This window comes from Pseudomonas sp. Leaf434, assembly GCF_001425545.1.
Lineage (GTDB): Bacteria > Pseudomonadota > Gammaproteobacteria > Pseudomonadales > Pseudomonadaceae > Aquipseudomonas > Aquipseudomonas siliginis.
This window is the reverse complement of record NZ_LMQZ01000001.1, coordinates 282,066-307,840: the sequence shown is the minus strand read 5'-3', so window position 1 is coordinate 307,840 and position 25,775 is coordinate 282,066. Positions and strand designations below refer to the sequence as shown.

Below are 25,775 nucleotides of genomic sequence, written 5' to 3'. Positions count from 1 at the left end.
AAGCAAACACATCGACCGGCCCGCCATGCAGAGCGGTCGAAAAAAGATGCGGCATTATCCTGTGATTGGGTGCGCCTGTCACTGCGCACACTCATCCATCGCTGTAATCCTTTGCTGAGGGTTGTCAGGCGCGGGGAGCGAGGTTCAAACTGCGGCCCTTGTCGCAGGCTTTGGCCTGCGCCTCTTCTATCTATAAGCAGGCGACTGCGGACAGCGTCGAACGCCTGCGTGTTGACCATTCATTCAGGGATCCGGACATGGAACTGGTTGTAAAAAGCGTTAGCCCAGAAACGTTGAAAACCGCCACCCTGGTGGTTGCCGTCGGCGAAGGCCGCAAACTCGGTGTCGCCGCCAGACTGGTCGACGAGTCGAGCGGTGGTGCCATCAGCGCCGTGCTCAAGCGTGGCGACCTGGCCGGCAAGGTCGGTCAAAGCCTGCTGCTGCACAGCCTGCCGAATCTCAAAGCCGAGCGCGTGTTGCTGGTCGGCGTGGGCAAGGACGAGGAGCTGGGCGACCGTCCGTTCCGCAAAATCGTTGCCGGCATCCTCAACACCCTCAAAGGCCTGGGCGGCGGTGATGCCGTGCTGGCGCTGGATGAAGTCATCGTCAAAGGTCGCGACAGCTACGGCAAGACCCGCCTGCTGGCGGAAACCCTGGTCGACGGCGGCTACACCTTCGACCAGTTCAAGAGCCAGAAAGCCGAACCGCGCGCGCTGAAGAAAATCACCCTGCTGACCATCAAGGCTGCGCAAGCCGAAGTGCAGCGCGCCGTGAACCACGCCACCGCCATCGCCAACGGCATGGCCTTCACCCGCGATCTGGGCAACCTGCCGCCGAACATCTGCCACCCGACGTTCATGGGCGAACAGGCCAAGAATCTGGGCAAAGAGTTCAAGGATCTGAAAGTCGAAGTCCTCGACGAGAAGAAGATCAAATCCCTCGGCATGGGCTCGTTCTACGCAGTGGGCCAGGGCAGCGCCCAGCCGCCGCGCCTGATCGTCATGCAATACAACGGTGGCAAGAAATCCGAGAAGCCATACGCGCTGGTCGGCAAGGGCATCACCTTCGACACCGGCGGCATCAGCCTGAAGCCGGGCGCCGGCATGGACGAGATGAAGTACGACATGGGCGGCGCTGCCTCCGTGTTCGGCACATTGCGCGCCGTGCTTGAGCTGAAACTGCCGATCAATCTGGTGTGCATCCTCGCCTGCGCCGAAAACATGCCGAGCGGCAATGCGACCCGTCCGGGCGACATCGTCACCACCATGAGCGGCCAGACCGTGGAAATCCTCAACACCGACGCCGAAGGCCGTCTGGTGCTGTGCGATGCGCTGACCTACGCCGAGCGCTTCAAGCCACAAGCGGTGATCGACATCGCCACCCTGACCGGTGCTTGCGTGGTGGCCCTGGGCGCACACACGTCCGGCCTGCTGGGCAACAACGACGAACTGATCGAGCAACTGCTCAGCGCCGGCAAGGCTGCCGACGACCGCGCCTGGCAACTGCCGCTGTTCGACGAGTATCAAGAGCAGCTGGACAGCCCGTTCGCCGACATCGCCAACATTGGCGGGCCGAAGGCCGGCACCATCACTGCCGCCTGCTTCCTGTCGCGCTTCACCAAGAACCTCAACTGGGCGCACCTGGACATCGCCGGCACGGCATGGACCAGCGGCGGCAAGGACAAGGGCGCCACTGGCCGTCCGGTTCCGCTGCTGACCCAGTACCTGCTCGATCGCGCCAAAGCCTGACACCGCTGATGGGCGGCGGCGCCACTTTCGGGTGACGCCGCTTGCCGCTCTGGAACCGCAATGACCAAAGTCGACTTCTATATCCTGCCCAGCGCCGATCCTTCAGCGCGTCTGGATTTCGCCTGCAAGCTCACCGAGAAAGCCTGGCGCATGGGCCATCGCATCTACCTGCATTGCAGCGATGCGGCCCAACGTGACGATCTCGATGCGCGGCTGTGGGCATTCAAGGGCGAAAGTTTCGTGCCTCACGGCCCTGCCGACAGTGAGCCCGACGGTTTGATCGTGCTGGGACACGGGGCAGACTGCGGTGAGCACCAGGATCTGCTGGTCAATCTCGATCTGAAAGTCCCGGCCTTCGCCAGCAAATTCGCCCGCGTGGCGGAAGTGGTGGTGGAAGATCCGACCATCCGCGCAGCGGCGCGGGAGAGTTTCCGTTTCTACCGCGAACAGGGCTATTCTCTGCAAGACCACCGTTTACAGCGACTCTGAGCATTCCAATGGACACTCCGAAACCGCAACAGAAATCCGCACACCTGCTGGACGATCTCGAATCGATCCGCCAGTTGCTCGGCGATGACAACCTGCAACCGCCGCTGTTGACCGATACGGTCGATGACGGCGAACAGGAACAGATTCCGATGCTGTTCGATTCCGTCGGCAATCAGCCGGCGGCCGTCGAGCCGCCACCAGCGCCGCCGGCTGCCCCGGCTGCCGCACCGGTCGATAAAGGCCCGGATGCCTTGCTGCACCTGGACAGCGAACTGCGCGCCGCCGCGCAATTGATCATGCAAGACGTGATCGACGACTTCGCCCCGCACATCGAAACCGAAATCAAACGTCGCCTGGATGCGCGGATGGAGCGGCTGCTCAGCCAGTACGAATAAGCCGCTGGTGTAGGAGCTACCGAAGGCTGCGATCTTTTGACTTTGCTTTCAAAAAAAACAAGATCAAAAGATCGCAGCCTTCGGCAGCTCCTACATTTAGATCTCCGCCCGACCTCCCCCGCTCGCCCTCGGCACCACGCCCCGCTATACTTCCCGGCTTTTCCTGAATAAATGCCAATAGGGTCCCGCCGCGCATGGATAAGACCTACCAGCCGCACGCCATTGAAACTTCCTGGTACAAGACCTGGGAGTCCGAGAACTACTTCGCCCCGCAAGGCGCGGGCGAGTCCTACACCATCATGATCCCGCCGCCGAACGTCACCGGCAGCCTGCACATGGGTCACGGTTTCAACAACGCGATCATGGACGCGTTGATCCGTTTCCGCCGCATGCAGGGTCGCGACACCCTGTGGCAGCCGGGCACCGACCACGCCGGTATCGCCACGCAGATGCTGGTGGAGCGCCAACTCGAAGCCCAGGGCCAGAATCGTCACGATCTGGGCCGGGAAAAATTTCTCGAGAAAGTCTGGGAGTGGAAAGATCAGTCCGGCGGCAACATCAGCCGGCAGATCCGCCGCCTCGGCTCGTCCGTCGACTGGAGCCGCGAGCGCTTCACCATGGACGACGGCCTCTCGGAAGCGGTCAAGGAAGCCTTCGTGCGTCTGCATGAAGACGGCCTGATCTACCGCGGCAAGCGTCTGGTCAACTGGGACACCAAACTGCACACAGCGATTTCCGACCTCGAAGTGGAAAACCACGAAGAGAAAGGCTTCCTGTGGAACCTGAAATACCCATTGGCCGATGGTGTAAAAACCGCCGAGGGTGATGACTTCCTGATCGTCGCCACCACCCGTCCGGAAACCATGCTCGGCGACTCCGCCGTCGCGGTTAACCCGACCGACGAGCGCTACAAAGCGCTGATCGGCAAATTCGTCGAGCTGCCACTGGTTGGTCGCCGCATCCCGATCATCGCCGACGATTACTGCGATCCTGAATTCGGCACCGGCTGCGTAAAAATCACCCCGGCCCACGATTTCAACGACTACGAAGTCGGCAAGCGCCACAACCTGCCGCTGCTGAACATCTTCGACAAGAACGCCAACGTGCTGCCTGCCGCTCAGGTGTTCAACCTCGACGGCACGCTGAACGAGAGCATCGACGGCAAGATTCCGGCCGAGTTCGCTGGCCTGGAACGTTTCGAAGCGCGCAAGCAAATCGTTGCCGCGTTCGACGCTGCCGGCCTGCTGGTGAGTGTCAACGATCACAACCTGAAAACGCCAAAAGGCGATCGTTCCGGCACGGTCATCGAGCCGTGGCTGACCGACCAGTGGTACGTATCGACCAAGCCGCTGGCCGAGCCGGCGATTGCTGCCGTTGAAGACGGTCGCATCCAGTTCGTGCCCAAACAGTACGAAAACATGTACTTCTCGTGGATGCGCGACATCCAGGACTGGTGCATCAGCCGTCAGCTGTGGTGGGGCCACCGGATTCCGGCCTGGTACGACGAGTCGGGCAAGGTCTACGTCGGTCGCGACGAAGCCGAAGTCCGTGCCAAGCACAACCTCGGCCCGGACGTTGCGCTGCAACAGGACAACGACGTACTCGACACCTGGTTCAGTTCCGGCCTGTGGACCTTCTCGACCCTGGGCTGGCCTGAGCAGACCGAGTTCCTGAAGAAATTCCACTCCACCGACGTGCTGGTCACCGGTTTCGACATCATTTTCTTCTGGGTTGCCCGGATGATCATGATGACCATGCACCTGATGAAGAACGAAGACGGCACGCCGCAGGTTCCGTTCAAGACTGTGTACGTACACGGTCTGGTACGCGACGGCCAAGGCCAGAAGATGTCCAAGTCCAAGGGCAACGTCCTTGACCCGCTGGACATCATCGACGGCATCGACCTGGAAACCCTGGTGCAGAAGCGCACCTCGGGCCTGATGCAACCGAAACTGGCGAAGAAGATCGAGAAAGCCACCCGCGAAGAGTTCGCCAACGGCATCGAAAGCTACGGCACCGACGCCCTGCGCTTCACGTTCTGCTCGCTGGCCTCGACCGGTCGCGACATCAAGTTCGACATGGGTCGCGTCGAAGGCTATCGCAACTTCTGCAACAAGATCTGGAACGCCGCGCGTTACGTTCTGGACAAGGGCGAAGACTGCGGCCAGAACGGCGAAGCCTGCGAGCTGTCGCTGGCTGATCGCTGGATCATCTCGCAGCTGCAACGCACCGAAGCCGAAGTGACCCGCCAACTGGATCAGTTCCGTTTCGACCTCGCCGCGCAAGCGCTGTACGAGTTCATCTGGAACCAGTACTGCGACTGGTATCTGGAACTGTCCAAGCCTGTGCTGTGGGACGAGAACGCGCCGGTCGAACGTCAGCGCGGCACTCGCCGTACGCTGGTGCGCGTGCTGGAAGTGGCGCTGCGTCTGGCGCATCCGTTCATGCCGTTTATCACTGAAGAAATCTGGCAGCGTATCGCGCCGCTGGCCGGTATTCAGGGCAAAACGATCATGCTGCAGCCTTGGCCGGTGGCCAACGAGGAGCGCATCGATCCGGCGGCGGAAAACGACATCGAATGGCTCAAGGAACTGATGCTCGGCACGCGCAACATTCGTGGCGAGATGAACATCGGCCCGGGCAAGCCACTGCCGATCTACCTGAAGAACGTCAGCGCTGAAGACCAGCGCCGCCTGACCGAGAACGAAGCGCTGCTGAAGAAGCTGGCGCGCCTGGAATCGATCACCGTACTCGCCGCTGGCGAAGAAGCACCGCTGTCCGCCACCGCACTGGTCGGCGAAATGGAAGTGCTGGTGCCGATGGCCGGTCTGATCGACAAGGGCGCCGAACTGGCGCGTCTGGACAAGGAAATCCTGCGTTTGCAGGGCGAAGTCCAGCGGGTTGGCGGCAAGCTGTCCAACGCAGGTTTCGTCGACAAGGCCCCGGCCGAAGTCATCGAGAAGGAACGCGCCAAACTGGCCGAGGCCGAACAAGCCCTGGGCAAGCTGGCCGAGCAGCATGCGCGGATTGCCAGCCTGTAACGGCAAACCGCACTGAAAAAGGGAGGCCCAAGTGGCCTCCCTTTTTTATTCCTGAAAAACCTTGAGTCCCCTGTGGGAGCGAGCCTGCTCGCGAAAGCGCTGTGTCAGCCGACAAATCTGCCGGATGTGAAACCGCCTTCGCGAGCAGGCTCGCTCCCACAGTTTGAACGGTGTTGCCTTCAGATGTGGGACAATGCCCGCCACTTTCAGCCATACCCGAATCGACCACGCCCATGACTGCCCCCCGCACACCCAAACCTGCGCGCAAGAAGCCTGACGCCGCGTCCCCGAGCAAAGCCGTCGAGCCGCGCGAGAAGGCCAGCCTGCATCCGCGCAATCGCCATCAGGGTCGTTACGACTTTCCGGCGCTGATCAAGACCACGCCGGAACTGGCCAAGTACGTGATCACCAACCCGTACGGCAAGGAAAGCATCGACTTCGCCAGCCCCGACGCGGTGCGTGTGTTCAATCGGGCGCTGCTCAAGGCGTTCTACGGCATTCAGCATTGGGATATCCCGGCGGATTACCTCTGCCCTCCGGTTCCGGGGCGTGCCGACTATGTGCACTTTCTCGCTGACCTGCTGGCGAGCATGAACGACGGTAAGGTTCCGCGCGGCGCGATCGTCAATGTGCTGGATATCGGCATGGGCGCCAACTGCGTTTATCCGTTGATCGGCAACAGCGAATACCGTTGGCACTTCCTCGGCTCGGAGATCGACCCAACAGCCGTGGCGGCGGCGCGAGCCATCGTGCAGTCCAACGATCTGAGCAAGGTGATCCAGCTGCGCCAGCAGGAAAACCGCAAACACATCCTCATCGGCTTGCTGGAGCCGGGCGAGCGCTTCGACCTGACCATGTGCAACCCGCCGTTCCACGCTTCGATGGAAGAAGCGACCAAGGGCAGCGAGCGCAAATGGCGCGCCTTGGGCAAGGCCGACCCGAAACGCAAGCTACCGGTGCTGAACTTCGGCGGGCAATCGGCGGAGCTGTGGTGTGAAGGCGGTGAAGCACGCTTCGTGACGCAGTTGATTGCCGAGAGCGCGAACTTCCAGCACAAGGTGTTGTGGTTCAGCACACTGGTGTCGAAGGCCTCGAACCTGCCGGCCATCGAGACGGCACTGAAGAAGGCTGGCGTGCTGGAGAGCCAGGTCGTGGAGATGTCGCAGGGCCAGAAGCAGAGCCGCTTTGTCGCCTGGACCTTCCAGACCAAGTCCGAGCAGCAGATCTGGCGACGCGAGCGCTGGGTTCGCTAACACACAGCAGATCCCCTGTGGGAGCGAGCCTGCTCGCGAAGGCGGCGTGTCAGTCAGCTTCAATATCGACTGACCTACCGCTTTCGCGAGCAGGCTCGCTCCCACATTGGCACTGCGATTCAGTCGCTAAATTGCAGACACAAAAAAACCGTGCCCCGGATCACTCCGAAGCACGGTTTTTTTATCGCTGCGTCTTACTTGTTCACAGCGTCGGTCAGGCCTTTGGCCACAACCAGCTTGATCACTTTCTTTGCAGGGATTTCGATGGCAGCGCCAGTCGAAGGGTTACGGCCGGTGCGGGCAGGACGCTCGGTCACTTTCAGCTTGCCGATACCTGGCAAGGTGATTTCGCCGCCGTTTTCCAGCTGATCGGCAACGATTTGGCCCAGTTGGTCCAGAGCGTTACGCGCGGTGGTTTTCGGCGCGTCGATAGCTTCAGCGATGTCGGCGATCAGTTGGTCTTTAGTAAGAGCCATGTAGTGTTCCTTCCCTATCAAATTCATATGGATTGCAGAGTGCAGTGTCAGCCATCGAGCCCGATCTTCTGGATCTGGCACCCTCGGCGATTAACCACGACGAGTCGGGTTATAGATGCCGAAATCAGGGTTTGGTTCGACCTGACAAATGCTGAATGCACGCTTAACGCAGTGACTTCGCGTAAGACCGGGCAAAACTAGCACAGCGACAAGGAAATATCCGCCTCTAGCTACCCATTTGGTCAGCTTTATTGCGCTAAATCGGTAAAAAACCGCTTAAGGCCGGGCGCGCGCCCCGGTTTTGCCCTGCAACCCGCGCCAAAACCAGTGGTTGCGGTACACTGAGCGCTTTTTCGGGGGAGCCTGCCCTCCTCCCTTCCAACAGCCGAGAAGCCCATGCCGATCCGTCATTGCATCGTCCACCTGATCGACAAAAAACCCGACGGCACGCCCGCAGTTCTGCACGCCCGTGACTCTGAACTGGCCGAGTCCGCCGCCATCGAAAACATGCTCGCCGACCTCAACGAAAGCTACAACGCAAAACAGGGCAAAGCCTGGGGCCTGTTCCATCCGGAATCCGGCGCATTCCCCTTCAGCGGCTGGCTGAAGGAGTACATGGAAGGCGGCCGTGACTTCACCGCGTTCAGTAAAGTGGCGGTCGAGCATCTGCAGAAGCTGATGGAAGAATCCAACCTGTCGGTGGGTGGCCACGTGCTGTTCGCCCACTATCAGCAAGGCATGACCGACTATCTGGCGATCGCCCTGCTGCATCACAGCGAAGGTGTGGCGGTGACCGACGAGCTCGACGTGACGCCCTCGCGCCATCTCGACCTTGGCCAGTTGCATCTGGCAGCGCGGATCAATGTCTCGGAGTGGCAGAACAACAAGCAGTCGAAACAGTACATCTCGTTCATCAAGGGCAAGAATGGCAAGAAGGTCTCGGAGTATTTCCGCGACTTCATCGGTTGCCAGGAAGGCGTCGACGGCCCCGGCGAGACGCGCACACTGCTCAAGGCCTTCAGTGACTTTGTCGAGAGCGAAGACCTGCCGGAAGACTCGGCCCGCGAGAAAACCAAGACCCTGGTTGACTATGCCAGCAGCCAGGCCAAGCTCGGCGAACCGATGGGTCTTGAGGAGCTGTCGGAGCTGATCGACGAAGAACGCCCGAAAGCCTTCTACGATCACATCCGCAACAAGGACTATGGCCTGTCGCCAGAGATTCCGGCAGACAAGCGCACCCTCAATCAATTCCGTCGTTTCACCGGCCGCGCCGAAGGTTTGTCGATCAGCTTCGAAGCGCACCTGCTGGGTTCGAAGATCGAGTACGACGAAGAGAACGGCACCCTGATCATCAAAGGCCTGCCGACTTCGCTGACCGATCAGTTGAAGCGGCGTAACTGATGCTCGGCAATGTGCTGAAAAAAGTCGCCCTGGTATTGCTGGTGGTCGTGGTCTATCAGAACTGGGGCAAGATCGAGCGGGTGTTCAATCCCGCGCAAATGGTCTCGCCGCAGACCCGGGCGCAAGCCAATGTCGTGCTTTATGCCACCGACTGGTGCGGCTACTGCAAACAGACCAAACGCTTTCTCGACAGCAAGGGCATACCGTTCAAGGAGTTCGATATCGAGAAAGATGCTGATGCGCGCAAGGCGTATGAAGCATTGGGTGGACGCGGGATTCCGCTGATCGATGTGAACGGCACGTTGATTCGCGGGTTCGATCCGGACGAAATCCTTGCAGCCCTGAAATAACCAATGTGGGAGCGAGCCTGCTCGCGAAAGCGCTGCATCAGCCAACAACCATGTTGAATGATCCATCGTCTTCGCGAGCAGGCTCGCTCCCACAGGTTTTGCAGCTGCTTGATAAATCAGCGCGCTTCGATACGGAAACCAAAACGCGGAAAGTGCACATGCACCACGCCGCCACGTTCGTCTTCACGGCGAATGATCAGCTCTTCACTGCCAGCAAACAACAACTCGCCTGCCACCGGATCAACGCCGTAATCGACAGCGGCAATTGCCACTTGCTGTCCCGTCTTGAAGCCGTTCGGATCAACGAACCGCTCATCCGGCAATGCCGCTGGCGTCGCGTTACGCGCGACCTCCAATGCCTCGGCAGAGGACATCTCGCTCGCTGCGCCATGGCCGAACCCCAGCACCCGACCCAGCCACGCCGCAACCGCCGGATATTCATCCACCAGCGGCGCCGTGACGTGGGTCGCCTTGAGGAACCACATCGGATGCGCCAGGGCGAAGTCGGCAATCGATGGCTCGCCGAAGAGGAAGTCGCCCTGCTCGCGCTGCAACTGCTGCTCCAGACGCGCCATGATCGTCGGCCACTGATGCTTGGCCTGCTCGGCGGACAGACGTGTGGCGCTGCCACCGCTGAACAACCCGGCGCGGTCGGCCAGGAATGCCTTGATCGCTTCCGGCGGCAATTTGCCGAAACGCACCGCCACTGACTCCGGCTGGAACACCAGGCTCACCGCGTGCTGGAACACCACCGAATCGGCCCACGCCGCGAAACTGGCGGTGGTCATTTCCTGGCCTTCGGGAAAGAACGCCGGCAGGGCTTTTTCCTGCTCCAGGCGTCGAGCGATCAGTGCGGTGTCGCAATAGATGTCAGCACCGATCTGCAACACTGGGGTCTTGCGGTAGCCACCGGTCAATGCCGTCAGATCAGGCTTGGGCATCACCGGGGAAATATGCACCGAACGCCAGGACAGGCCTTTGAAGCCCAGCAGCAGGCGCGCCTTCTCGGCAAATGGAGAGGTCGGGTAATGGTGCAGAATCAACTCGGACATGCTCGGCTCCGCCGCTGGAAAAGTGAATCCGCAGCTTAGCGCGCATTGCCTGACAGGCCTACCGATCTGCCTGATGGGAACCAATCAGTCAGATTGATAAGACGCGACCAGGCATTCCTTGGCGCTCTTCTTGAGCTTTTTGATCAGCCGTTCCTGGCGCAACGCATCGCTTTTGTCGCGGCACAGTTCGGTGTAGACCAGCGCCATCGCCGGGCTGGAAAGAAAGAACCGCGCGCCCTTGCCGCTCTGGTGCTTGGCGAAACGCCGCACAGGGTCGTCGCTGATTCCGCAATACAACGAGCCATTGGCGGCACGCACGAGGTAGACGAACCAGGATTTGCTCACTGGCTCGGCAGCATCGACGGATTGTTCGCTAAGGCTGGTCACTTCGGGATCTGAACGTGTAGGAAAACAGGCGGCGATCTTATCAGCGCCCGGCCTGAAATGCCTTCAGTCCCTTGCGCGCCTGGGCACGTACGGCGTTGCGCACCAGCGGCGTCCAGCCCAGCAGCAGGCCTTTGAAACCCAACGCCTGCCGCGACCAGCGCCACAGATCGAAGTGGTCGTGGTGCTCACAGATCTTGCCGTCCCGGAAGACGAAGCGCGCCTGGATGTCGTTGACCACGACGTTGCCGGTCTGACTGAACAGGTAAGTCGCCACCCAATGCGCGCCGCCGGTGCGCTCGTCGGCGCGGACATTGTCAAAAGTCAGGGAGAAATCCTTGGCGCGGGTAGTCAGCATGCGCCACATGTCGCCGGCATCGCGCCCGCGCAACTCGCCGAAGGCCGGATCGCTGAAGACCACATCATCGGTGTAGCAGGCGGCCATGGCTTCTGCGTCAAGGCGCTGAAAGGCTTGGTAGAAGCGGGTGATCAGGGCGCTATGGGCTTCGCTCAAGGCAGTCTCCAAAGAAATAGGTACAGATTGCCAGCACCATAATCTGCCGCGCGCAGAAACACTATCGGCAATACGCAAAACCCTTGTGGGAGCGAGCCTGCTCGCGAAGGCAATTCAACATTCAACATCCATGTTGACCGAAACACCGCTTTCGCGAGCAGGCTCGCTCCCACATTTGCACCCAGTGCATTCAGATCTTTTCGCTTTGCACCTGCACATACAGCGCCCGCCCGGCACCCAGCCCGGCGAGGATTGCACCGGCGCCGATAATGCCGAAAATCCAGCCCAGAGCATTCCAGCCGCCGGTCCAGTCATGCACCACGCCCACGGCAAACGGCCCCATGGACGCCAGCGTGTAGCCAAAACCCTGGGACATGCTAGACAGGTTCGCCGCGACATGGGAATCGCGCGAGCGCAGCACGATCAGGGTCAGGGCGAGACTGAACGTGCCGCCCTGCCCCAGTCCGAGCAGAATCGCCCAGCCCCACAGACCTTCGATCGGTGCGTACAGGCAGCCGAACAGGCCGGCCAGGGTCAGCGCCATGACCACGACGATCGCCAGGCGCTGATCCTTGCCCCGGGTCGCCAGCCACGGCGCGGCCAGCGAACTGGCCAGCTGAATGATCACCGAACCGGACAGCACCAATCCGGCCTGAGTCGGTGTCAGCCCGCGCCCGATGAGGATCGACGGCAACCATCCAAACACGATGTAGGCCAGCGACGATTGCAGGCCCATATACAAGGTCACCTGCCAGGCCAGCGGATCACGCAGCAACCCGCGCACGCGATAAGCGACGTTGTGCGCGCCATGCTTCGAGCCAACTTGCGGCAACCAGAAAACCGCCGCCACCAATGCCGGAATCACCCAGAACCCCAGGCCCATCGCCCAGCTGTTGCCGAAGTGTTCACTCAGCGGCACGGTCGAACCCGCCGCCATCGCTGCGCCCAGGCACAGCGCCATGGTGTAGACGCCGGTCATGGTCCCGGCATGTTTGGCGAAATCGCGTTTGACAATGCCCGGTAACAGCACGCCGACAATGCCGATGCTGGCGCCCCCAAGCACGCTGCCGGCGAACAGGCCGATCTCGCCGAAATTACTGCGCAGGATAATCCCGCCGGCCAGCGTCAGCAGAATCCCCAACACCACCCGCTCGGCACCGAAACGCCGCGCCAGAATCGGCGCCAGCGGTGCGAACAAGCCCAGGCACAGCACTGGCAACGTGGTCAGCAATCCCGCCTGCGCCGCAGACAGCCCGAGGCTTCTGGAGACCTCGCTGAGCAATGGCGCCATGCTCGACAACGCCGGGCGCAGGTTCAGCGCCACCAAAATCAACCCGAGCAGCAACAGCCACGGGCGTTTTACCAATGGGTGGCTTTGCTGGACCTGCTCGTCATCAGCCTCGGCATCGATCAGCAGTTCTTCAAGTTCGGCGGAGCGTTTCGACGCTGTGGATAACTCACTGCGGGACATGGTTTTCTCGGTTTCAAGGTTCATTGATCAACTGCCTCGACAAGGCTTTGGCCCGCTCCGGGTCGCGTTGCTCGACCGCATCGAGCAAGTCGATGTGCAGATCAAACACTTCCTGACGGCGCGGGGAGATATTCAAGGTCTGGCGCAATTGCGCGCCGACGATGCTGGAGAAATATCGATACAGCTCGCTGAGGGTCGGGTTGTGCGCGGCGTCGACCAGTCGGCGATGGAACACCAGATCGCAGGCGATGTAGGTGTCGATATCGCCGTGGTAGTGGCTGCCGCTGGTGCCGAGCGCTTCGCGCAGGGCCGCCAGATCCTCATCGGTACGGCGCAACGCGGCCAGGCCGATGGCCTCGACTTCAAGGATGTGTCGGGTCTCCCGAGCCTGCTCCAGCGAACAGCGGGATAGCGCTTTAAGTGTGTCGAGCGGGTCGACCACCGCCCGAAGATAACTGCCGTCACCCTGGCGAATTTCGATCAATCCCGAGAACGCCAGAACACGCATCGCCTCACGCACCGTGTTGCGGCTGATGCCCAGCTCGGCGCACAGCTCAGGTTCGGTCGGCAGACGCTCGCCGACCTGCCACGCACCGCTGTTGATGCGCTGACGCAGTTGATCCAAAGCCTGATCGACTAGGGACCGCTTGATCAAAGGGGAAATATCTGACATGTGCCTCGCCTTTTCATCCAATCATAGGATGAATTTTCCGACATGTTAGTCAGACCCATGTAGGACGGCAACCACCTAGGGTCAATCGGAGACACATGGAGCGGCATTTTCGATTGGTCAAAATTACCCTTTAAGGGTAATTTCAGGGACAGGGTTTTGGCTTCTTATGGAAAAGAACACACCCCATTACGACTTGACAGTCGTGAAGGCCGAAGTAGTTAGACGAGGCAAAGAAGCCTTTACACGTTATGCACTTGAGACAGGCCGGGACATGGGCATGTCCTGGAAAGTGATGATGCAGGTTGTGGCAACGCTTGAGCGGCGGATGCTCTACAAATCCATGACCTCTTATTCCAACCATCGTAACTGGCACGACGTCTATCACGTATCGTTTCGAAATCGGGAGATCTATATCAAAGTGACCTACTGCACGAGCGGTGGTTCTCCGGTGATCTCCTTCAAGGAGAAAAACACATGAGCAAGAGGCAATGCCTGAGTTGCGGCACCGAACACGCAATGCACCACTTTCAAGATCGCAGTCTCGACGTCAATTACAAACAGTTTTCGCGGCCCGTACACCTTCTCGCCGGCTGGGAGTGCAGGATCTGTGGCGAAATCATTTTTGACAGTGGTACCGACAGTGCCGAGCGCTACGTAGATGCCGGCGATCAATTACTCGAAGACGTACTTCGGCTGATCGGTACCGAAATGAAGCGTATTCGCCGAAAGCTCCATCTCACTCAAAGAAGTGCGGTGAAGTGGCTGTCAGGAGGTGGGCATAATGCGTTTTCACGATATGAACGCGGCGAACTGGCTCCGCCGCAGCCGTTGTTCACACTGATGCGGCTTCTGGATCGTCATCCCGATCTGCTAGAGGAAATTCAGGCACTTCACGCAGACGACGGTCTCAAACAACTTCTGGAAACTCGTTACCCGGAGCGGGAACCTGTTCTGGCCAGATGAGCCCAGATAAAACAAACCCGGAACTGAGTCCGGGTTTGTTTCAGCGCCTGACGGGCATCAATGCAAAATCTGACTCAAGAACAACTTGGTCCGATCATTCTGCGGATTATCAAAGAAGTCGTTCGGCGCCGCCTGTTCAACGATTTCGCCCTTGTCCATGAAGATCACGCGGTTGGCCACGGTGCGGGCGAAGCCCATTTCGTGGGTCACGCAGAGCATGGTCATGCCGTCTTCGGCCAGACCGATCATGGTGTCCAGAACTTCTTTCACCATTTCCGGATCAAGCGCTGAAGTCGGTTCGTCGAACAGCATGATTTTCGGCTTCATGCACAAGGCGCGGGCGATCGCCACACGCTGTTGCTGACCGCCGGAAAGCTGCCCCGGATATTTGTGCGCCTGCTCCGGAATGCGTACGCGCTCCAGGTAATGCATGGCGATTTCTTCGGCCTTGCGCTTGGGCATCTTGCGCACCCACATCGGCGCCAGGGTGCAGTTCTGCAAAATGGTCAGGTGCGGGAACAGGTTGAAGTGCTGGAACACCATGCCGACTTCGCGGCGGATCGCTTCGATCTGCTTGAGGTCGTTGGTCAGTTCCACGCCGTCGACGACGATGCGGCCCTGCTGGTGTTCTTCCAGGCGATTAAGGCAACGAATCGTCGTCGATTTGCCGGAACCCGACGGGCCGCACAGGACGATACGCTCGCCTTGTTTGACATTGAGGTTGATGTCTTTCAGCACGTGAAACTGGCCGTACCACTTGTTCACGCCCTGCATCTGGATGATGCCTTCCGGACCCACAGGCTTTTTGATTGCTTCGCTCATTTACAGAGAACTCCTAACGCTTGTGGCCAGTGTCGAGCTTGCGTTCCAGATGCATGGAATAGCGCGACATACCAAAACAGAAAATCCAGAACACCAGGGCGGCGAACACGTAGCCTTCGGTGGCCATGCCCAGCCATTTCGGGTCGGCGGCGGCTTGCTTGACGCTGTTGAGCAGGTCGAACAGGCCGATAATGATCACCAGGCTGGTGTCCTTGAACAGCGCAATGAACGTGTTGACGATGCCCGGGATTACCAGCTTCAGGGCTTGCGGCAGAATCACCAGGCCCATCGAACGCCAGTAACCGAGGCCCATCGCCGCAGCCGCTTCGTACTGCCCTTTGGGAATCGCTTGCAGACCACCACGCACCACTTCGGCGACGTAGGCTGACTGGAACAGGATCACGCCGATCAGCGCCCGCAGCAGCTTGTCGAAGTTCATGCCTTCGGGCAGGAACAGCGGCAGCATTACCGAGGACATGAACAGCACCGTGATCAACGGCACGCCGCGCCAGAACTCGATGAAGGTCACGCAGACCACACGAATCGCCGGCATGTTCGAACGTCGTCCCAGCGCCAGCACGATACCCAGCGGCAACGCCCCGGCGATGCCGACGGTGGCGATCACCAGGGTCAGCATCAGGCCGCCCCACTGGCTGGTCGGCACGGTGGTCATTCCGAAACCGCCATGCAGCAAAGTGAAGGCAATGATCGGGTACAGCACCAGGAAGCTCAGGCCGTACACCGCTTTACGCGGCACGCGCGAGATAAACAGGGGGGCTGCGCCAATGACCGCCAGCCACACGGTCAGGTCAACGCGCCAGCGCAGTTCGGTCGGGTAGTAGCCGTACATGAACTGGCCGAAACGCTGCTGAATGAACACCCAGCAGGCGCCTTCCTTGGTGCAGTCGGCGCGGGTGGTGCCGACCCAGTTGGCGTCGACGATCGCCCAGCTGAGGATCGGTGGCACGACCAGGTAGATCAGATAGAACGCAAACAGCGTCAGCAGGGTGTTGAGCCAGCTGGAGAACATGTTCGCGCGCATCCACGCCACCACGCCGATACTGCTGTTCGGTGGAGGCATGTCGGGTTTGAAAGTATGAGTACTCATGCGCTTTTCCTTACCGCTCGATCAGCGCAATGCGCTTGTTGTACCAGTTCATCAGCAGGGAAATGCTGATACTGATCGCCAGGTACACGCTCATGGTGATGGCAATCACTTCGATGGCCTGCCCGGTCTGGTTGAGCACGGTGCCGGCGAACAGCGAAACCATTTCCGGGTAACCGATGCCGGCGGCCAGCGAGGAGTTTTTCGCCAGGTTCAGGTATTGGCTGGTCAGCGGCGGAATGATCACGCGCAGGGCTTGCGGGATGATCACCTTGCGCAGGGTCGGGCCGTTGCGCAGGCCAAGCGAACGCGCCGCTTCGGTCTGACCGTGGCTGACCGACTTGATCCCGGAACGCACGATCTCGGCGATGAACGCTGCGGTATACACAGTGAGCGCCAGGGTCAACGCCAGCAGTTCCGGGATCAACACCCAGCCGCCGACAAAGTTGAAGCCCTTGAGCTCAGGCATTTCCCAGTGCAGCGGAGCGCCGAAGATCAGCGCGCACAGGGTCGGGATCACCAGCGCAATTGCCAGGCAGGTCCAGAACTTGTGGAACGGTACGCCGGTTTCTTCGAAACGCTTGTTGGCCCAGCGGCACATCAGCACGATGCCGACGATCGCCAGCACGATGCTGATCACGAATGCCCAGAAGCCGTCAGCGGCGAGTGCGGCCGGCATGTTCAGGCCACGGCTGCTGACGAAAAAGGTGTCGCCGAAGTTGTGGCTGTTGCGCGGCCCCGGCATGGTCAGGAACACCGCGAAGTACCAGAACAGGATCTGCAGCAGCGGCGGAATGTTGCGGAATACTTCCACATACACCGTCGCCAGTTTGGCAATGATCCAGTTCTGCGACAGCCGCGCTACACCGACGATGAAACCGAGAATCGTCGCCAGGATCACGCCGATAAATGTCACCAACAGGGTGTTGAGCAGGCCGATGACAAACACCCGCGCATAACTGTCCGCTTCGGTGTAGTCGATCAGGGTTTGAGCGATGCCGAACCCGGCACTACGCTCCAGAAAGCTGAAACCGGAAGTGATACCCCGGTGCTGAAGGTTGGTTTGCGTGTTGTCGAACAGGTACCAGCCAAGCGAGACCACCGCCACAACGGTGATGATCTGGAATAGCCACGCACGCACTCGTGGATCGCTGAGGCTGAGCCTCTGCTTTGGTGCGCCGATTGAATTTTGCATGAAGTGCCCCGGAAGAAATGGAACAAGAACATCACCCGGCGGTTGGCCCGCCGGGCGATAGAACCATTAGCGCACTGGTGGTGCGTACTGAATGCCGCCGTTGTTCCACAGGGCGTTCAGGCCACGGTCGATTTCCAGCGGAGTGCTCTTGCCGAGGTTTTTCTCGAAGATTTCGCCGTAGTTGCCGACCTGCTTGACGATCTGCACAACCCAGTCTTTCGGCAGTTTCAGGTCTTTGCCGTATTCGCCGTCAGCACCGAGCATACGGGCCACGTCCGGGTTCTTGGTGGACTTGGCTTCAGCTTCGACGTTCTTCGAAGTGATGCCGGCTTCTTCGGCATTGAGCAGCGCGTAGCCGACCCAACGCACGATGGCCAGCCACTCGTCGTCGCCGTTACGTACGACCGGACCCAGTGGTTCTTTGGAAATGGTTTCCGGCAGAACCACGTAGTCCTTCGGCGAGGCCAGCTTGCTGCGCTGGGCGAACAGCTGGGACTTGTCGGAGGTCAGCACGTCGCAACGACCGGATTCCAGCGACTTGGCGCTTTCATCGGAGGTGTCGAAGGTGATCGGGGTGTATTTCAGACCGTTGCCACGGAAGTAGTCGGAAACGTTCAGTTCGGTGGTGGTACCGGCCTGGATGCAGATAGTCGCGCCGTCGAGCTCTTTGGCACTTTTCACGCCCAGCTTGTTGTTCACCAAAAAGCCGATGCCGTCGTAGTAGGTGATGAAGCCCGGGAATTTCAGGCCCATGCCCGCGTCACGGGAGCTGGTCATGGTGGTGTTGCGCGACAGGATGTCGATCTCGCCGGACTGCAGCGCGGTGAAGCGCTCCTTGGCGTTCAACTGGCTGAACTTGACCTTGTTGGCGTCGCCGAAAACGGCTGCGGCCACAGCGCGGCAGACGTCTGCATCGATGCCGAGGATCTTGCCGGTCGCATCCGGTACCGAGAAGCCCGGCAGACCGTCGCTCACGCCACACTGCACGAAACCTTTTTTCTGTACCGCATCCAGGGTTGCACCCGCCTGAGCGAACCCGCTGACGCCGAGTACTGCTGCAGCAGTCACGACCGCCAGAGTGGATTTCAACATCTTCATTCAAACCTCCAGTTTTGCTCTTGTTGTGTCGGAGCTTGAGTCCAGTCGCACCCTTTTGAGGCGTTGTTGACCCGTGTTGGCTTTTTTTGGGGTCAACCGACGTAAGACCTTCGCTATGAGTCTAGTAGGAGAAAATCCACATCATGGATCACTCACTTCTCACCAATCGGCCGAACGGGCTGTAGCCCTTTCACGTTCGCTAAGCCCGTAGCGGCCATTGGCGAACATCCATCACCGGATTCGTTGCTATCCCATCACGCGACTGACACTGATAGTGTTACCGCCACGCGTAGGACGCTTCGTACGCAAACCTCCATAGCAAACGCCGTACCACACCGCTTGCGAAAGTGATTGCGCGACACGTCAATAGCTAAACTTGTAACCTTGCGACATCTTGTTAACGGATCAACCGGGCGCGCACTTCAATCACGCACTCAATGAGAGCGCCCGCACATTTTTGGAGCAGACATGACCGAGCCCTTGATTCTTCAGCCTGTTAAGCCCGCAGACGCCTGCGTGATCTGGCTGCACGGCCTCGGCGCCGACCGTTACGACTTCCTGCCGGTGGCCGAGGCGTTGCAGGAAAGCCTGCTGAGCACGCGTTTTGTGCTGCCGCAGGCGCCGACGCGTCCAGTGACGATAAATGGCGGATATGCCATGCCCAGCTGGTACGACATCAAGGCCATGAGCCCGGCCCGGGCGATCGACCGTGACCAGTTGGAAGCTTCGGCAGAGCGCATCATCGAACTGATCGAAGCCGAGCGCGCCAGCGGAATAGACGCCTCGCGGATTTTTCTCGCCGGTTTTTCCCAGGGCGGCGCGGTGGTTCTGCACACCGCATTTCTGAAGTGGCAGGGGCCGTTGGGTGGGGTGCTGGCGTTGTCTACTTACGCACCGACATTCAGCGACGAACTGGAGTTATCCGCCAGCCAGCAGCGCATTCCGGTGCTATCGCTGCACGGCCAGTTCGATAACGTGGTGCAGAACTCGATGGGCCGCAGTGCTTACGAGCATTTGAAGAAGCATGGTGTCACCGTGACATGGCAGGAATACCCAATGGAGCACGAAGTGTTACCTGAAGAGATTCGCGACATTGGTGTCTGGTTGAGCGAACGACTGCGCTGATTGTCGACCAATCCCTGCCCATTGATCCCTCCTACTACGCCGCGCCCGATTCTTGCATTACACTGGCCGGCGTACATTCCTTAACCAATTGATGAGATGACCGTGCTCAAAGCACTCAAGAAAATGTTCGGTAAAAGCGAGGCTGAGCAGCTCGCGCCAGTTCCCAGTGCGCCGTCGCACGCCCCCGGTCATCGCGCCGATGCCCCGCAGGCCGACCGCCCCGCTCCCGCAGCCGCACCGAAGCCCGAAGAAAAACCCGCTGCGGCCGCGCCAATGGCCGTAGAGCCTGCACCCGGCGAAGCGCCGAAACCGGCCAGACCGCGTCGCGAACCGAAGCCCAAGGCACCGGTCATTCCATGGAAACTCGAAGACTTCGTCGTCGAGCCACAGGAAGGCAAAACCCGCTTTCACGATTTCAAGCTTGCCCCGGAACTGATGCACGCCATCCAGGACCTGGGCTTTCCGTACTGCACGCCGATCCAGGCGCAGGTGCTGGGCTTCACCCTCGCCGGCAAAGACGCCATTGGCCGCGCGCAGACCGGCACCGGCAAGACCGCCGCGTTCCTGATCTCGATCATCACCCAGTTGCTGCAGACGCCGCCGCCGAAAGAGCGCTATATGGGCGAGCCGCGTGCGCTGATCATCGCGCCGACCCGCGAACTGGTGGTGCAGATCGCCAAGGACGCCGCTGACCTGACCAAATACACCGGCCTCAATGTCATGACGTTCGTCGGCGGCATGGACTTCGACAAACAGCTCAAGCACCTCGAAGCGCGGCATTGCGACATCCTCGTCGCCACGCCGGGCCGCTTGCTCGACTTCAACCAGCGCGGCGACGTGCACCTGGACATGGTCGAAGTGATGGTCCTGGACGAAGCCGACCGCATGCTCGACATGGGTTTCATCCCGCAGGTACGGCAGATCATTCGCCAGACCCCGCCGAAGTCCGAGCGCCAGACCCTGCTGTTCTCCGCGACCTTCACCGAAGACGTGATGAATCTGGCCAAGCAATGGACCACCGACCCGGCGATTGTCGAAATCGAAATCACCAACGTCGCCAACGAGAACGTCGAGCAGCACATCTACGCCGTGGCCGCTGCCGACAAATACAAGCTGCTCTACAACCTGGTCAACGATAACGGTTGGGAGCGAGTCATCGTGTTTGCCAACCGCAAGGACGAAGTACGCCGCATCGAAGAGCGTCTGGTGCGTGATGGCATCAACGCCGCGCAGCTGTCCGGCGACGTGCCGCAACACAAGCGCATCAAGACTCTGGAAGGCTTCCGCGAAGGCAAGATTCGCGTGCTGGTGGCCACCGATGTCGCCGGTCGCGGCATCCACATCGACGGCATCAGCCACGTGATCAACTTCACCCTGCCGGAAGTCCCGGACGATTACGTGCACCGCATTGGCCGTACCGGTCGTGCCGGCGCCGATGGCGTGTCGATCAGCTTTGCCGGCGAGGACGACTCTTACCAGTTGCCGTCGATCGAAGAAAAGCTTGGTCGCAAGATCAGCTGTGAAACCCCGCCGACGCATCTGCTGCGTGCGGTTGAGCGCAAGCGTCCGCAGTAAGCGCCACGAAATGAAAAAGCGCAGCCGGCAACGGACTGCGCTTTTTTTATGCCCGATGGTTGCTCGCCAGAACTAAAAGTCCATAATGGAAAAATAAGTTTAGTTTCGGAGCGCGAAATGTCCAGTACGCCCTATGTGATCGATCAAGCCCAGGCCCATGAGCTATTGGCGCGTATCGATGTGCCGCAGATCCTGCACAAGCTGTTCCGCGATCTGGCGGCCGGGAACGCCGTGCAGCCGGCGCAGCAATGGGTCGAGTTTCCGCAGGGTGCCGGCGACTTCATCAACTACTTGGGTGTACTGGCCGAGGACGGCGTGTACGGAGTGAAGACTTCGCCGTACATCGTCCGTGAGCAGGGAGCGCTGGTGACGGCATGGACCCTGCTGATGTCGATGAAAACCGGCCAGCCGCTGCTGCTCTGTGATGCCGGCGAACTGACCACCGCGCGCACCGCCGCGACCACGGCCGTGGCGGTCGACGCCCTCGCCCCGTTGAATGCCCAGCGACTGGCGATCATCGGCAGCGGCAAGGTTGCTCAAGCGCATCTGCATTACGCCAAAGCGCTGCGCGACTGGAAGAGCATCAGCCTGTATTCGCCGTCGCTGCTGGAAGATGCGCAAACACAGGCCGAGTTGAAGTGCATTGTGCCGTCAGTGAAGATTGCCGACAGCCTTGAGACCGTCACCGCCGATGCGGATGTGATCATGCTCTGCACCTCGTCGGCCGGGCCGGTGATTGATCCTGCAACGTTAAGCAAACCGGCGCTGATCACCTCGATCAGCACCAACGCCCCCCGCGCCCATGAAGTACCGCCGCAAAGTCTCAACGACATGCAGGTGTTCTGCGACTATCGTCTGACCACGCCGGGTTCGGCAGGTGAGATGCTGATTGCCGCCGAACAGCATGGCTGGAACAAGGATTCGATTGTCGGCGACCTCGCCGACTTGCTCAGCGAAAAAGTGCCGCGCCCGGGTTACGACCGTCACGTGTTCTTCCGTTCAATCGGCTTGGGCCTGGAAGACATTGCCCTCGCCAATGCGGTTTATCACTTAACCCACTAACGCCAAAAATCCCCTGTGGGAGCGAGCCTGCTCGCGAATGCGGTCTGACATTCAGCGAAGATGTCGACTGATACACCGCTTTCGCGAGCAGGCTCGCTCCCACAAGGGACTAGCGAACGCCTTGATATTGCGTACCCACTGGAGACCTACATGAGCCACGCAGATTTCATCATCATCGGCGGCGGGATTGCCGGCGCTTCCACCGGGTTCTGGCTGGCGCCGCACGGCAAAGTGATCGTGCTCGAGCGTGAAACCCATCCCGGCTATCACTCCACCGGTCGCTCCGCCGCGCTGTACACCGCCGCCTACGGCACCGCACAGGTCCGCGCACTGACTCAGGCGAGCCGCGCGTTTTTCGACAGTCCTCCGAGCGGCTTTTGCGAGCACCCGCTGCTGACCCCGCGCGGCGAAATGACCGTCGACTTCATCGGTGATCCCGCCGAACTGAACAACCAATACCTCAGCGCCAAAGCCACCGTGCCGCAGATGCAACTGCTCAGCGCCGACGAAGCCTGCGCGCGTCTGCCGATCCTGCGCCGGGAAAAAGTCCACGGCGCGATCTACGATCCATCGGCCTGCGACATCGACACCGACGCGCTGCATCAAGGCTACCTGCGCGGCATCCGGCGCAACCACGGCGAAGTGCGCACCGATTGCGAAGTGCTCGGCTTGAGCCGCGATGCCGATGGCCTGTGGATCGTGCAGACCAACGGCGAGACATTCACCGCACCGGTGCTTATCAATGCCGCCGGTGCCTGGGCCGACAAGATCGCTGCCCTGGCCAGTGCGCAGCCGCTGGGTCTGCAAGCGAAACGCCGCGCCGCATTTATCTTTGCCGGCCCGGAAGGCGTTGACACTCATCATTGGCCAATGCTGGTCAGCCTCGACGAATCCTTCTACATGAAGCCCGACGCCGGCATGTTCCTCGGCTCGCCGGCCAACGCCGATCCGGTCGAACCGCACGATGTGCAGCCGGAAGAACTCGACATCGCCATGGGCATTTATCAGATCGAAGAGGCCACCACGCTGACCATCCGCCGTCCGACCCGCACCTGGGCCGGTCTGCGCAGTTTCGTTGCCGACGGTGATTTGCTCAGCGGCTTTGATCCGCAGGTGCCAGGGCTGTTCTGGGTCGCCGCGCAGGGCGGCTACGGCATTCAGACGTCGCCGGCGATGGGCCAGGCCAGTGCGGCGCTGGTGCGCGGCGAGCCATTCCCCGAGCACCTGCATCAATTCGGTCTGGACAGCGCCATGCTCTCCCCGGCCCGACTGGTTTGATCGCATCGACTCGTCGAAAAGATTGCGGCACACTCGCAGCGCCCCGGCACAAGGGGCGCTGACGCTGCCTGGAGCTCCACTGTCATGACTGCCCCCGAATTCGACCCGGCGCTGGATAACTTCCGCGCCATCGCCGACGCCATTGCCACGCTGTTCTTCCCCCACGCCGAGGTGGTGCTGCACGACCTGCGCACGCAGAAGGTCGACTACATCGCCAACAACCTGTCCAAGCGCGAGATCGGCGACGACTCGTCACTGGAAGACATGCTCAGCGAGGATGTCAGCGACAGGAACATCGGCCCGTACGAAAAGCTCAACTGGGACGGTCAGAAAATTCGCAGCCTGAGCACCGTGCTGCGTGACAGCGAAAGTCGGCCGCTGGCGGTGCTGTGCATCAATCTGAATATTTCCCTGTTCGAGAACGCCAAAGCGGCGCTGGACCTGTTTCTCTCGCCGAGCAAGCTGATTCCGCAGCCGGACTCGCTGTTCCGTGATGACTGGCAGGAACGCATCAACACCTTCCTCCACGCCTGGTTGCGCGAGCGGCAGTTGAGCCTGAACCTGCTGACCCGCGATCACAAACGCGAACTGGTGCTGGCGCTGCACGCCGAGGGCGCGTTCAAGGGCAAGAGCGCCTCGAACTACGTGGCCAATGTGCTGAACATGGGGCGGGCGACGGTGTACAAACATTTGAAGGAATTGAAGGGCTGAAGATTTGCATCGCTAGCGCTGGCCTCTTCGCGAGCAGGCTCGCTCCCACATTTGGAATGCGTTACCCCTGTGGGAGCGAGCCTGCTCGCGAAAGCGCTTGATCAATCGCCGTAGATATCGGTCTTGAAATACTTCTCGGAAATCTTCTGATACTCGCCATTCGCGCGAATCCCGTCGATGGCGCTGTTCAACTGGCTGACCAGTTCACCGTTGCCCTTGCGCACGGCAATCCCGGCACCCTCGCCGACGTACTTCGGATCCTTCAGCTCCGGCCCGACAAACTCATAACCCTTGCCACGCGGCATCGACAGAAAGTCATTGAGCGGGATGGTGTCGGCGAAAATCGCATCGAGGCGCCCCGCCGCCAGGTCCATGTAGATTTCTTCGTTGTTGCTGTAGCGCTTGACGTTGATGCCCTTGGGTTCGAACACCTCGGTGGCATAACGATCGGTGGTGGTCGCGCGCTGCACGCCGACGTTCTTGCCTTTGAGGCTGGCGTACTGATCATCGACCGTAGCGCCTTCCTTCATGACCAGACGCGAAGAAGTGAAATAGTACTTGTGGCTGAAATCCACCGACTTCTTGCGATCTTCGTTGATGGTCATCGACGACAGCGCCATGTCGATCTTCTTCACTTTCAGCGAAGGAATCAGCCCGTCGAACTCACCTTCGACCCACACGCACTTGACCTTCATCTGCGCACAAAGGGCATTGCCGATGTCGTAGTCGAAGCCGACGATTTCACCTTTGTCGGTTTTCGACGCGAATGGCGGATAGGCCGCTTCGATGCCGATACGCAGGGTTTTCTCGGCGGCGAAGACGCTGGAGCAAGCCAGCAGACTGAGAGCCAGACCGGTGATGAGGGGAAGTTTCTTCATGTTCGTTCTCTCGCGGGTTGTTGTTGGTTTGGCGAAGAAGAGCAGCTACAAGCGGCAACCTGATAGCTGCAAGACAGAAGCTTTTTTGTACTTGGAAATCCATACTGGACTCTCAGGTACAAATCGTCAATCGGGTAGAGAGGGAAGGATTTTCGGTGTCACAGATGACGCCTTCGCGAGCAGGCTCGCTCCCACAGGGGAACGCTTTCCAATTGTGGGAGCGAGCCTGCTCGCGAAGACTGACCGGAGGGCGCTACAGAAACTACTTCTTCCAGCGATCCGCAGCCGCATGATCACTGTCACGCCCTTCGACCCAACGCGGGCCGTCACTGGTGTTTTCTTTTTTCCAGAACGGCGCGCGGGTTTTCAGGTAGTCCATGACGAAGGCGCAGGCATCGAACGCGGCCTGGCGGTGGGCGCTGGCGGCGCCGACGAAGACGATCGGTTCGCCCGGTTCCAGCGCGCCGATGCGGTGCAGCACTTCCAGTTTCAACAGCGGCCAGCGCTGCTCGGCTTCGACAGTGATCTTGCCCAGAGCCTTTTCGGTCATGCCCGGATAGTGTTCGAGGAACATCCCGGCCACGTCGAGACCGTCGTTGAAGTCGCGCACATAACCGACAAAGCTCACCACCGCGCCAACGCCGACATTGGCCGCGTGCATCGCATTGACTTCAGCGCCCGGATCGAACGGCGTGGCCTGCACGCGAATCGCCATG

Annotated in this window: 26 protein-coding genes; 14 read left to right on the top strand and 12 right to left on the bottom strand. The window is 60.1% G+C overall.

Annotated features, from left to right (window positions below; genetic code table 11):
• Window positions 1-257 precede the first annotated feature (257 nt).
• The 5 genes from ASG55_RS01335 to rlmF all read left to right on the top strand — a co-directional run bounded on the left by ASG55_RS01335 (window position 258) and on the right by rlmF (window position 6,926).
• Window positions 258-1,748, top strand: coding sequence for a leucyl aminopeptidase (locus tag ASG55_RS01335; RefSeq protein ID WP_056783090.1), 1,491 nt, complete (start codon window positions 258-260; stop codon window positions 1,746-1,748).
• A 60-nt stretch (window positions 1,749-1,808) separates the two neighbouring features.
• Window positions 1,809-2,237 carry a DNA polymerase III subunit chi gene (locus ASG55_RS01330; RefSeq protein WP_056783088.1) on the top strand — a complete coding sequence of 143 codons (429 nt, stop codon included), beginning with the start codon at window positions 1,809-1,811 and terminating at the stop codon, window positions 2,235-2,237.
• 8 nt (window positions 2,238-2,245) lie between these two features.
• A complete protein-coding gene (locus ASG55_RS01325) occupies window positions 2,246-2,632 on the top strand; it encodes a hypothetical protein (RefSeq protein WP_056783087.1) in 387 nt (128 codons plus the stop codon).
• A gap of 194 nt (window positions 2,633-2,826) precedes the next feature.
• Window positions 2,827-5,673, top strand: a complete 2,847-nt coding sequence (locus ASG55_RS01315) for a valine--tRNA ligase (RefSeq protein ID WP_056783083.1) — start codon at window positions 2,827-2,829, stop codon at window positions 5,671-5,673.
• A 233-nt stretch (window positions 5,674-5,906) separates the two neighbouring features.
• Entirely contained in the window at window positions 5,907-6,926 is a 1,020-nt protein-coding gene (gene rlmF / locus ASG55_RS01310; protein ID WP_016771571.1) for a 23S rRNA (adenine(1618)-N(6))-methyltransferase RlmF, read from the top strand.
• A 194-nt stretch (window positions 6,927-7,120) separates the two neighbouring features.
• Here rlmF and ASG55_RS01305 read toward each other — a convergent pair whose 3' ends face one another.
• Window positions 7,121-7,402: an HU family DNA-binding protein gene (locus ASG55_RS01305; protein ID WP_003221909.1), complete on the bottom strand. Its 282-nt coding sequence runs from the start codon at window positions 7,400-7,402 to the stop codon at window positions 7,121-7,123.
• A gap of 396 nt (window positions 7,403-7,798) precedes the next feature.
• Here ASG55_RS01305 and yejK point away from each other — a divergent pair, with 396 nt between their 5' ends.
• Window positions 7,799-8,803 (top strand): nucleoid-associated protein YejK, encoded by a 1,005-nt coding sequence (gene yejK, locus ASG55_RS01300; protein ID WP_039759184.1) that lies wholly within the window; start codon window positions 7,799-7,801, stop codon window positions 8,801-8,803.
• Complete coding sequence (locus ASG55_RS01295; protein ID WP_056783081.1) at window positions 8,803-9,153, top strand: glutaredoxin family protein; 351 nt, start codon at window positions 8,803-8,805, stop codon at window positions 9,151-9,153. The genes yejK and ASG55_RS01295 overlap by 1 nt, the downstream gene beginning before the upstream one ends.
• Before the next feature lie 116 nt (window positions 9,154-9,269).
• On the opposite strand, the gene ASG55_RS01290 is transcribed toward ASG55_RS01295, so the two are convergent.
• From ASG55_RS01290 to ASG55_RS01270, 5 genes are all read right to left on the bottom strand, one after another.
• Window positions 9,270-10,205 carry a glutathione S-transferase family protein gene (locus ASG55_RS01290; RefSeq protein ID WP_056783079.1) on the bottom strand — a complete coding sequence of 312 codons (936 nt, stop codon included), beginning with the start codon at window positions 10,203-10,205 and terminating at the stop codon, window positions 9,270-9,272.
• A gap of 84 nt (window positions 10,206-10,289) precedes the next feature.
• The gene (locus ASG55_RS01285; RefSeq protein ID WP_039759190.1) at window positions 10,290-10,592 is read right to left on the bottom strand and encodes a GIY-YIG nuclease family protein; all 303 of its coding nucleotides are present in this window, start codon (window positions 10,590-10,592) and stop codon (window positions 10,290-10,292) included.
• Window positions 10,593-10,632: 40 nt separating this feature from the next.
• Complete coding sequence (locus tag ASG55_RS01280; RefSeq protein ID WP_041479505.1) at window positions 10,633-11,103, bottom strand: nuclear transport factor 2 family protein; 471 nt, start codon at window positions 11,101-11,103, stop codon at window positions 10,633-10,635.
• 190 nt (window positions 11,104-11,293) lie between these two features.
• A complete protein-coding gene (locus tag ASG55_RS01275; protein ID WP_056783077.1) occupies window positions 11,294-12,598 on the bottom strand; it encodes a CynX/NimT family MFS transporter in 1,305 nt (434 codons plus the stop codon).
• Window positions 12,588-13,247 carry a FadR/GntR family transcriptional regulator gene (locus ASG55_RS01270; protein WP_056783076.1) on the bottom strand — a complete coding sequence of 220 codons (660 nt, stop codon included), beginning with the start codon at window positions 13,245-13,247 and terminating at the stop codon, window positions 12,588-12,590. Before ASG55_RS01270 ends, ASG55_RS01275 begins: the two co-directional genes overlap by 11 nt.
• Window positions 13,248-13,413: 166 nt before the next feature.
• Here ASG55_RS01270 and ASG55_RS01265 point away from each other — a divergent pair, with 166 nt between their 5' ends.
• On the top strand, window positions 13,414-13,725 hold the full coding sequence (locus ASG55_RS01265; RefSeq protein WP_056783074.1) for a type II toxin-antitoxin system MqsR family toxin: 312 nt from the start codon (window positions 13,414-13,416) through the stop codon (window positions 13,723-13,725).
• Window positions 13,722-14,210 carry a type II toxin-antitoxin system MqsA family antitoxin gene (locus ASG55_RS01260; protein ID WP_056783073.1) on the top strand — a complete coding sequence of 163 codons (489 nt, stop codon included), beginning with the start codon at window positions 13,722-13,724 and terminating at the stop codon, window positions 14,208-14,210. The genes ASG55_RS01265 and ASG55_RS01260 overlap by 4 nt, the downstream gene beginning before the upstream one ends.
• A 57-nt stretch (window positions 14,211-14,267) precedes the next feature.
• On the opposite strand, the gene ASG55_RS01255 is transcribed toward ASG55_RS01260, so the two are convergent.
• The 4 genes from ASG55_RS01255 to ASG55_RS01240 all read right to left on the bottom strand — a co-directional run bounded on the left by ASG55_RS01255 (window position 14,268) and on the right by ASG55_RS01240 (window position 18,430).
• Window positions 14,268-15,032, bottom strand: a complete 765-nt coding sequence (locus tag ASG55_RS01255) for an amino acid ABC transporter ATP-binding protein (protein ID WP_016771581.1) — start codon at window positions 15,030-15,032, stop codon at window positions 14,268-14,270.
• Window positions 15,033-15,045: 13 nt separating this feature from the next.
• On the bottom strand, window positions 15,046-16,140 hold the full coding sequence (locus ASG55_RS01250) for an amino acid ABC transporter permease (protein WP_016771582.1): 1,095 nt from the start codon (window positions 16,138-16,140) through the stop codon (window positions 15,046-15,048).
• A gap of 10 nt (window positions 16,141-16,150) precedes the next feature.
• Window positions 16,151-17,332: an amino acid ABC transporter permease gene (locus ASG55_RS01245; protein WP_056783071.1), complete on the bottom strand. Its 1,182-nt coding sequence runs from the start codon at window positions 17,330-17,332 to the stop codon at window positions 16,151-16,153.
• Between the two features lie 66 nt (window positions 17,333-17,398).
• Window positions 17,399-18,430 carry an amino acid ABC transporter substrate-binding protein gene (locus ASG55_RS01240; RefSeq protein ID WP_016771583.1) on the bottom strand — a complete coding sequence of 344 codons (1,032 nt, stop codon included), beginning with the start codon at window positions 18,428-18,430 and terminating at the stop codon, window positions 17,399-17,401.
• A gap of 468 nt (window positions 18,431-18,898) precedes the next feature.
• Here ASG55_RS01240 and ASG55_RS01235 point away from each other — a divergent pair, with 468 nt between their 5' ends.
• The 5 genes from ASG55_RS01235 (at window position 18,899) to ASG55_RS01215 (ending at window position 24,181) form a co-directional block, all read left to right on the top strand.
• Entirely contained in the window at window positions 18,899-19,555 is a 657-nt protein-coding gene (locus ASG55_RS01235; protein ID WP_056783069.1) for an alpha/beta hydrolase, read from the top strand.
• A 96-nt stretch (window positions 19,556-19,651) separates the two neighbouring features.
• Window positions 19,652-21,130 carry an ATP-dependent RNA helicase RhlB gene (rhlB, locus tag ASG55_RS01230; RefSeq protein ID WP_056783067.1) on the top strand — a complete coding sequence of 493 codons (1,479 nt, stop codon included), beginning with the start codon at window positions 19,652-19,654 and terminating at the stop codon, window positions 21,128-21,130.
• Between the two features lie 117 nt (window positions 21,131-21,247).
• Complete coding sequence (locus ASG55_RS01225; protein WP_056783066.1) at window positions 21,248-22,192, top strand: ornithine cyclodeaminase family protein; 945 nt, start codon at window positions 21,248-21,250, stop codon at window positions 22,190-22,192.
• A 150-nt stretch (window positions 22,193-22,342) separates the two neighbouring features.
• Window positions 22,343-23,470: an NAD(P)/FAD-dependent oxidoreductase gene (locus ASG55_RS01220; RefSeq protein WP_056783064.1), complete on the top strand. Its 1,128-nt coding sequence runs from the start codon at window positions 22,343-22,345 to the stop codon at window positions 23,468-23,470.
• Between the two features lie 84 nt (window positions 23,471-23,554).
• On the top strand, window positions 23,555-24,181 hold the full coding sequence (locus tag ASG55_RS01215; protein ID WP_016771588.1) for a helix-turn-helix transcriptional regulator: 627 nt from the start codon (window positions 23,555-23,557) through the stop codon (window positions 24,179-24,181).
• 101 nt (window positions 24,182-24,282) lie between these two features.
• Here ASG55_RS01215 and ASG55_RS01210 read toward each other — a convergent pair whose 3' ends face one another.
• Both ASG55_RS01210 and moaE read right to left on the bottom strand, forming a co-directional pair.
• Window positions 24,283-25,059, bottom strand: coding sequence for an ABC transporter substrate-binding protein (locus tag ASG55_RS01210; RefSeq protein WP_056783062.1), 777 nt, complete (start codon window positions 25,057-25,059; stop codon window positions 24,283-24,285).
• A 262-nt stretch (window positions 25,060-25,321) separates the two neighbouring features.
• On the bottom strand, window positions 25,322-25,774 hold the full coding sequence (moaE, locus tag ASG55_RS01205; protein WP_056783060.1) for a molybdopterin synthase catalytic subunit MoaE: 453 nt from the start codon (window positions 25,772-25,774) through the stop codon (window positions 25,322-25,324).
• Window position 25,775: the final 1 nt, after the last annotated feature.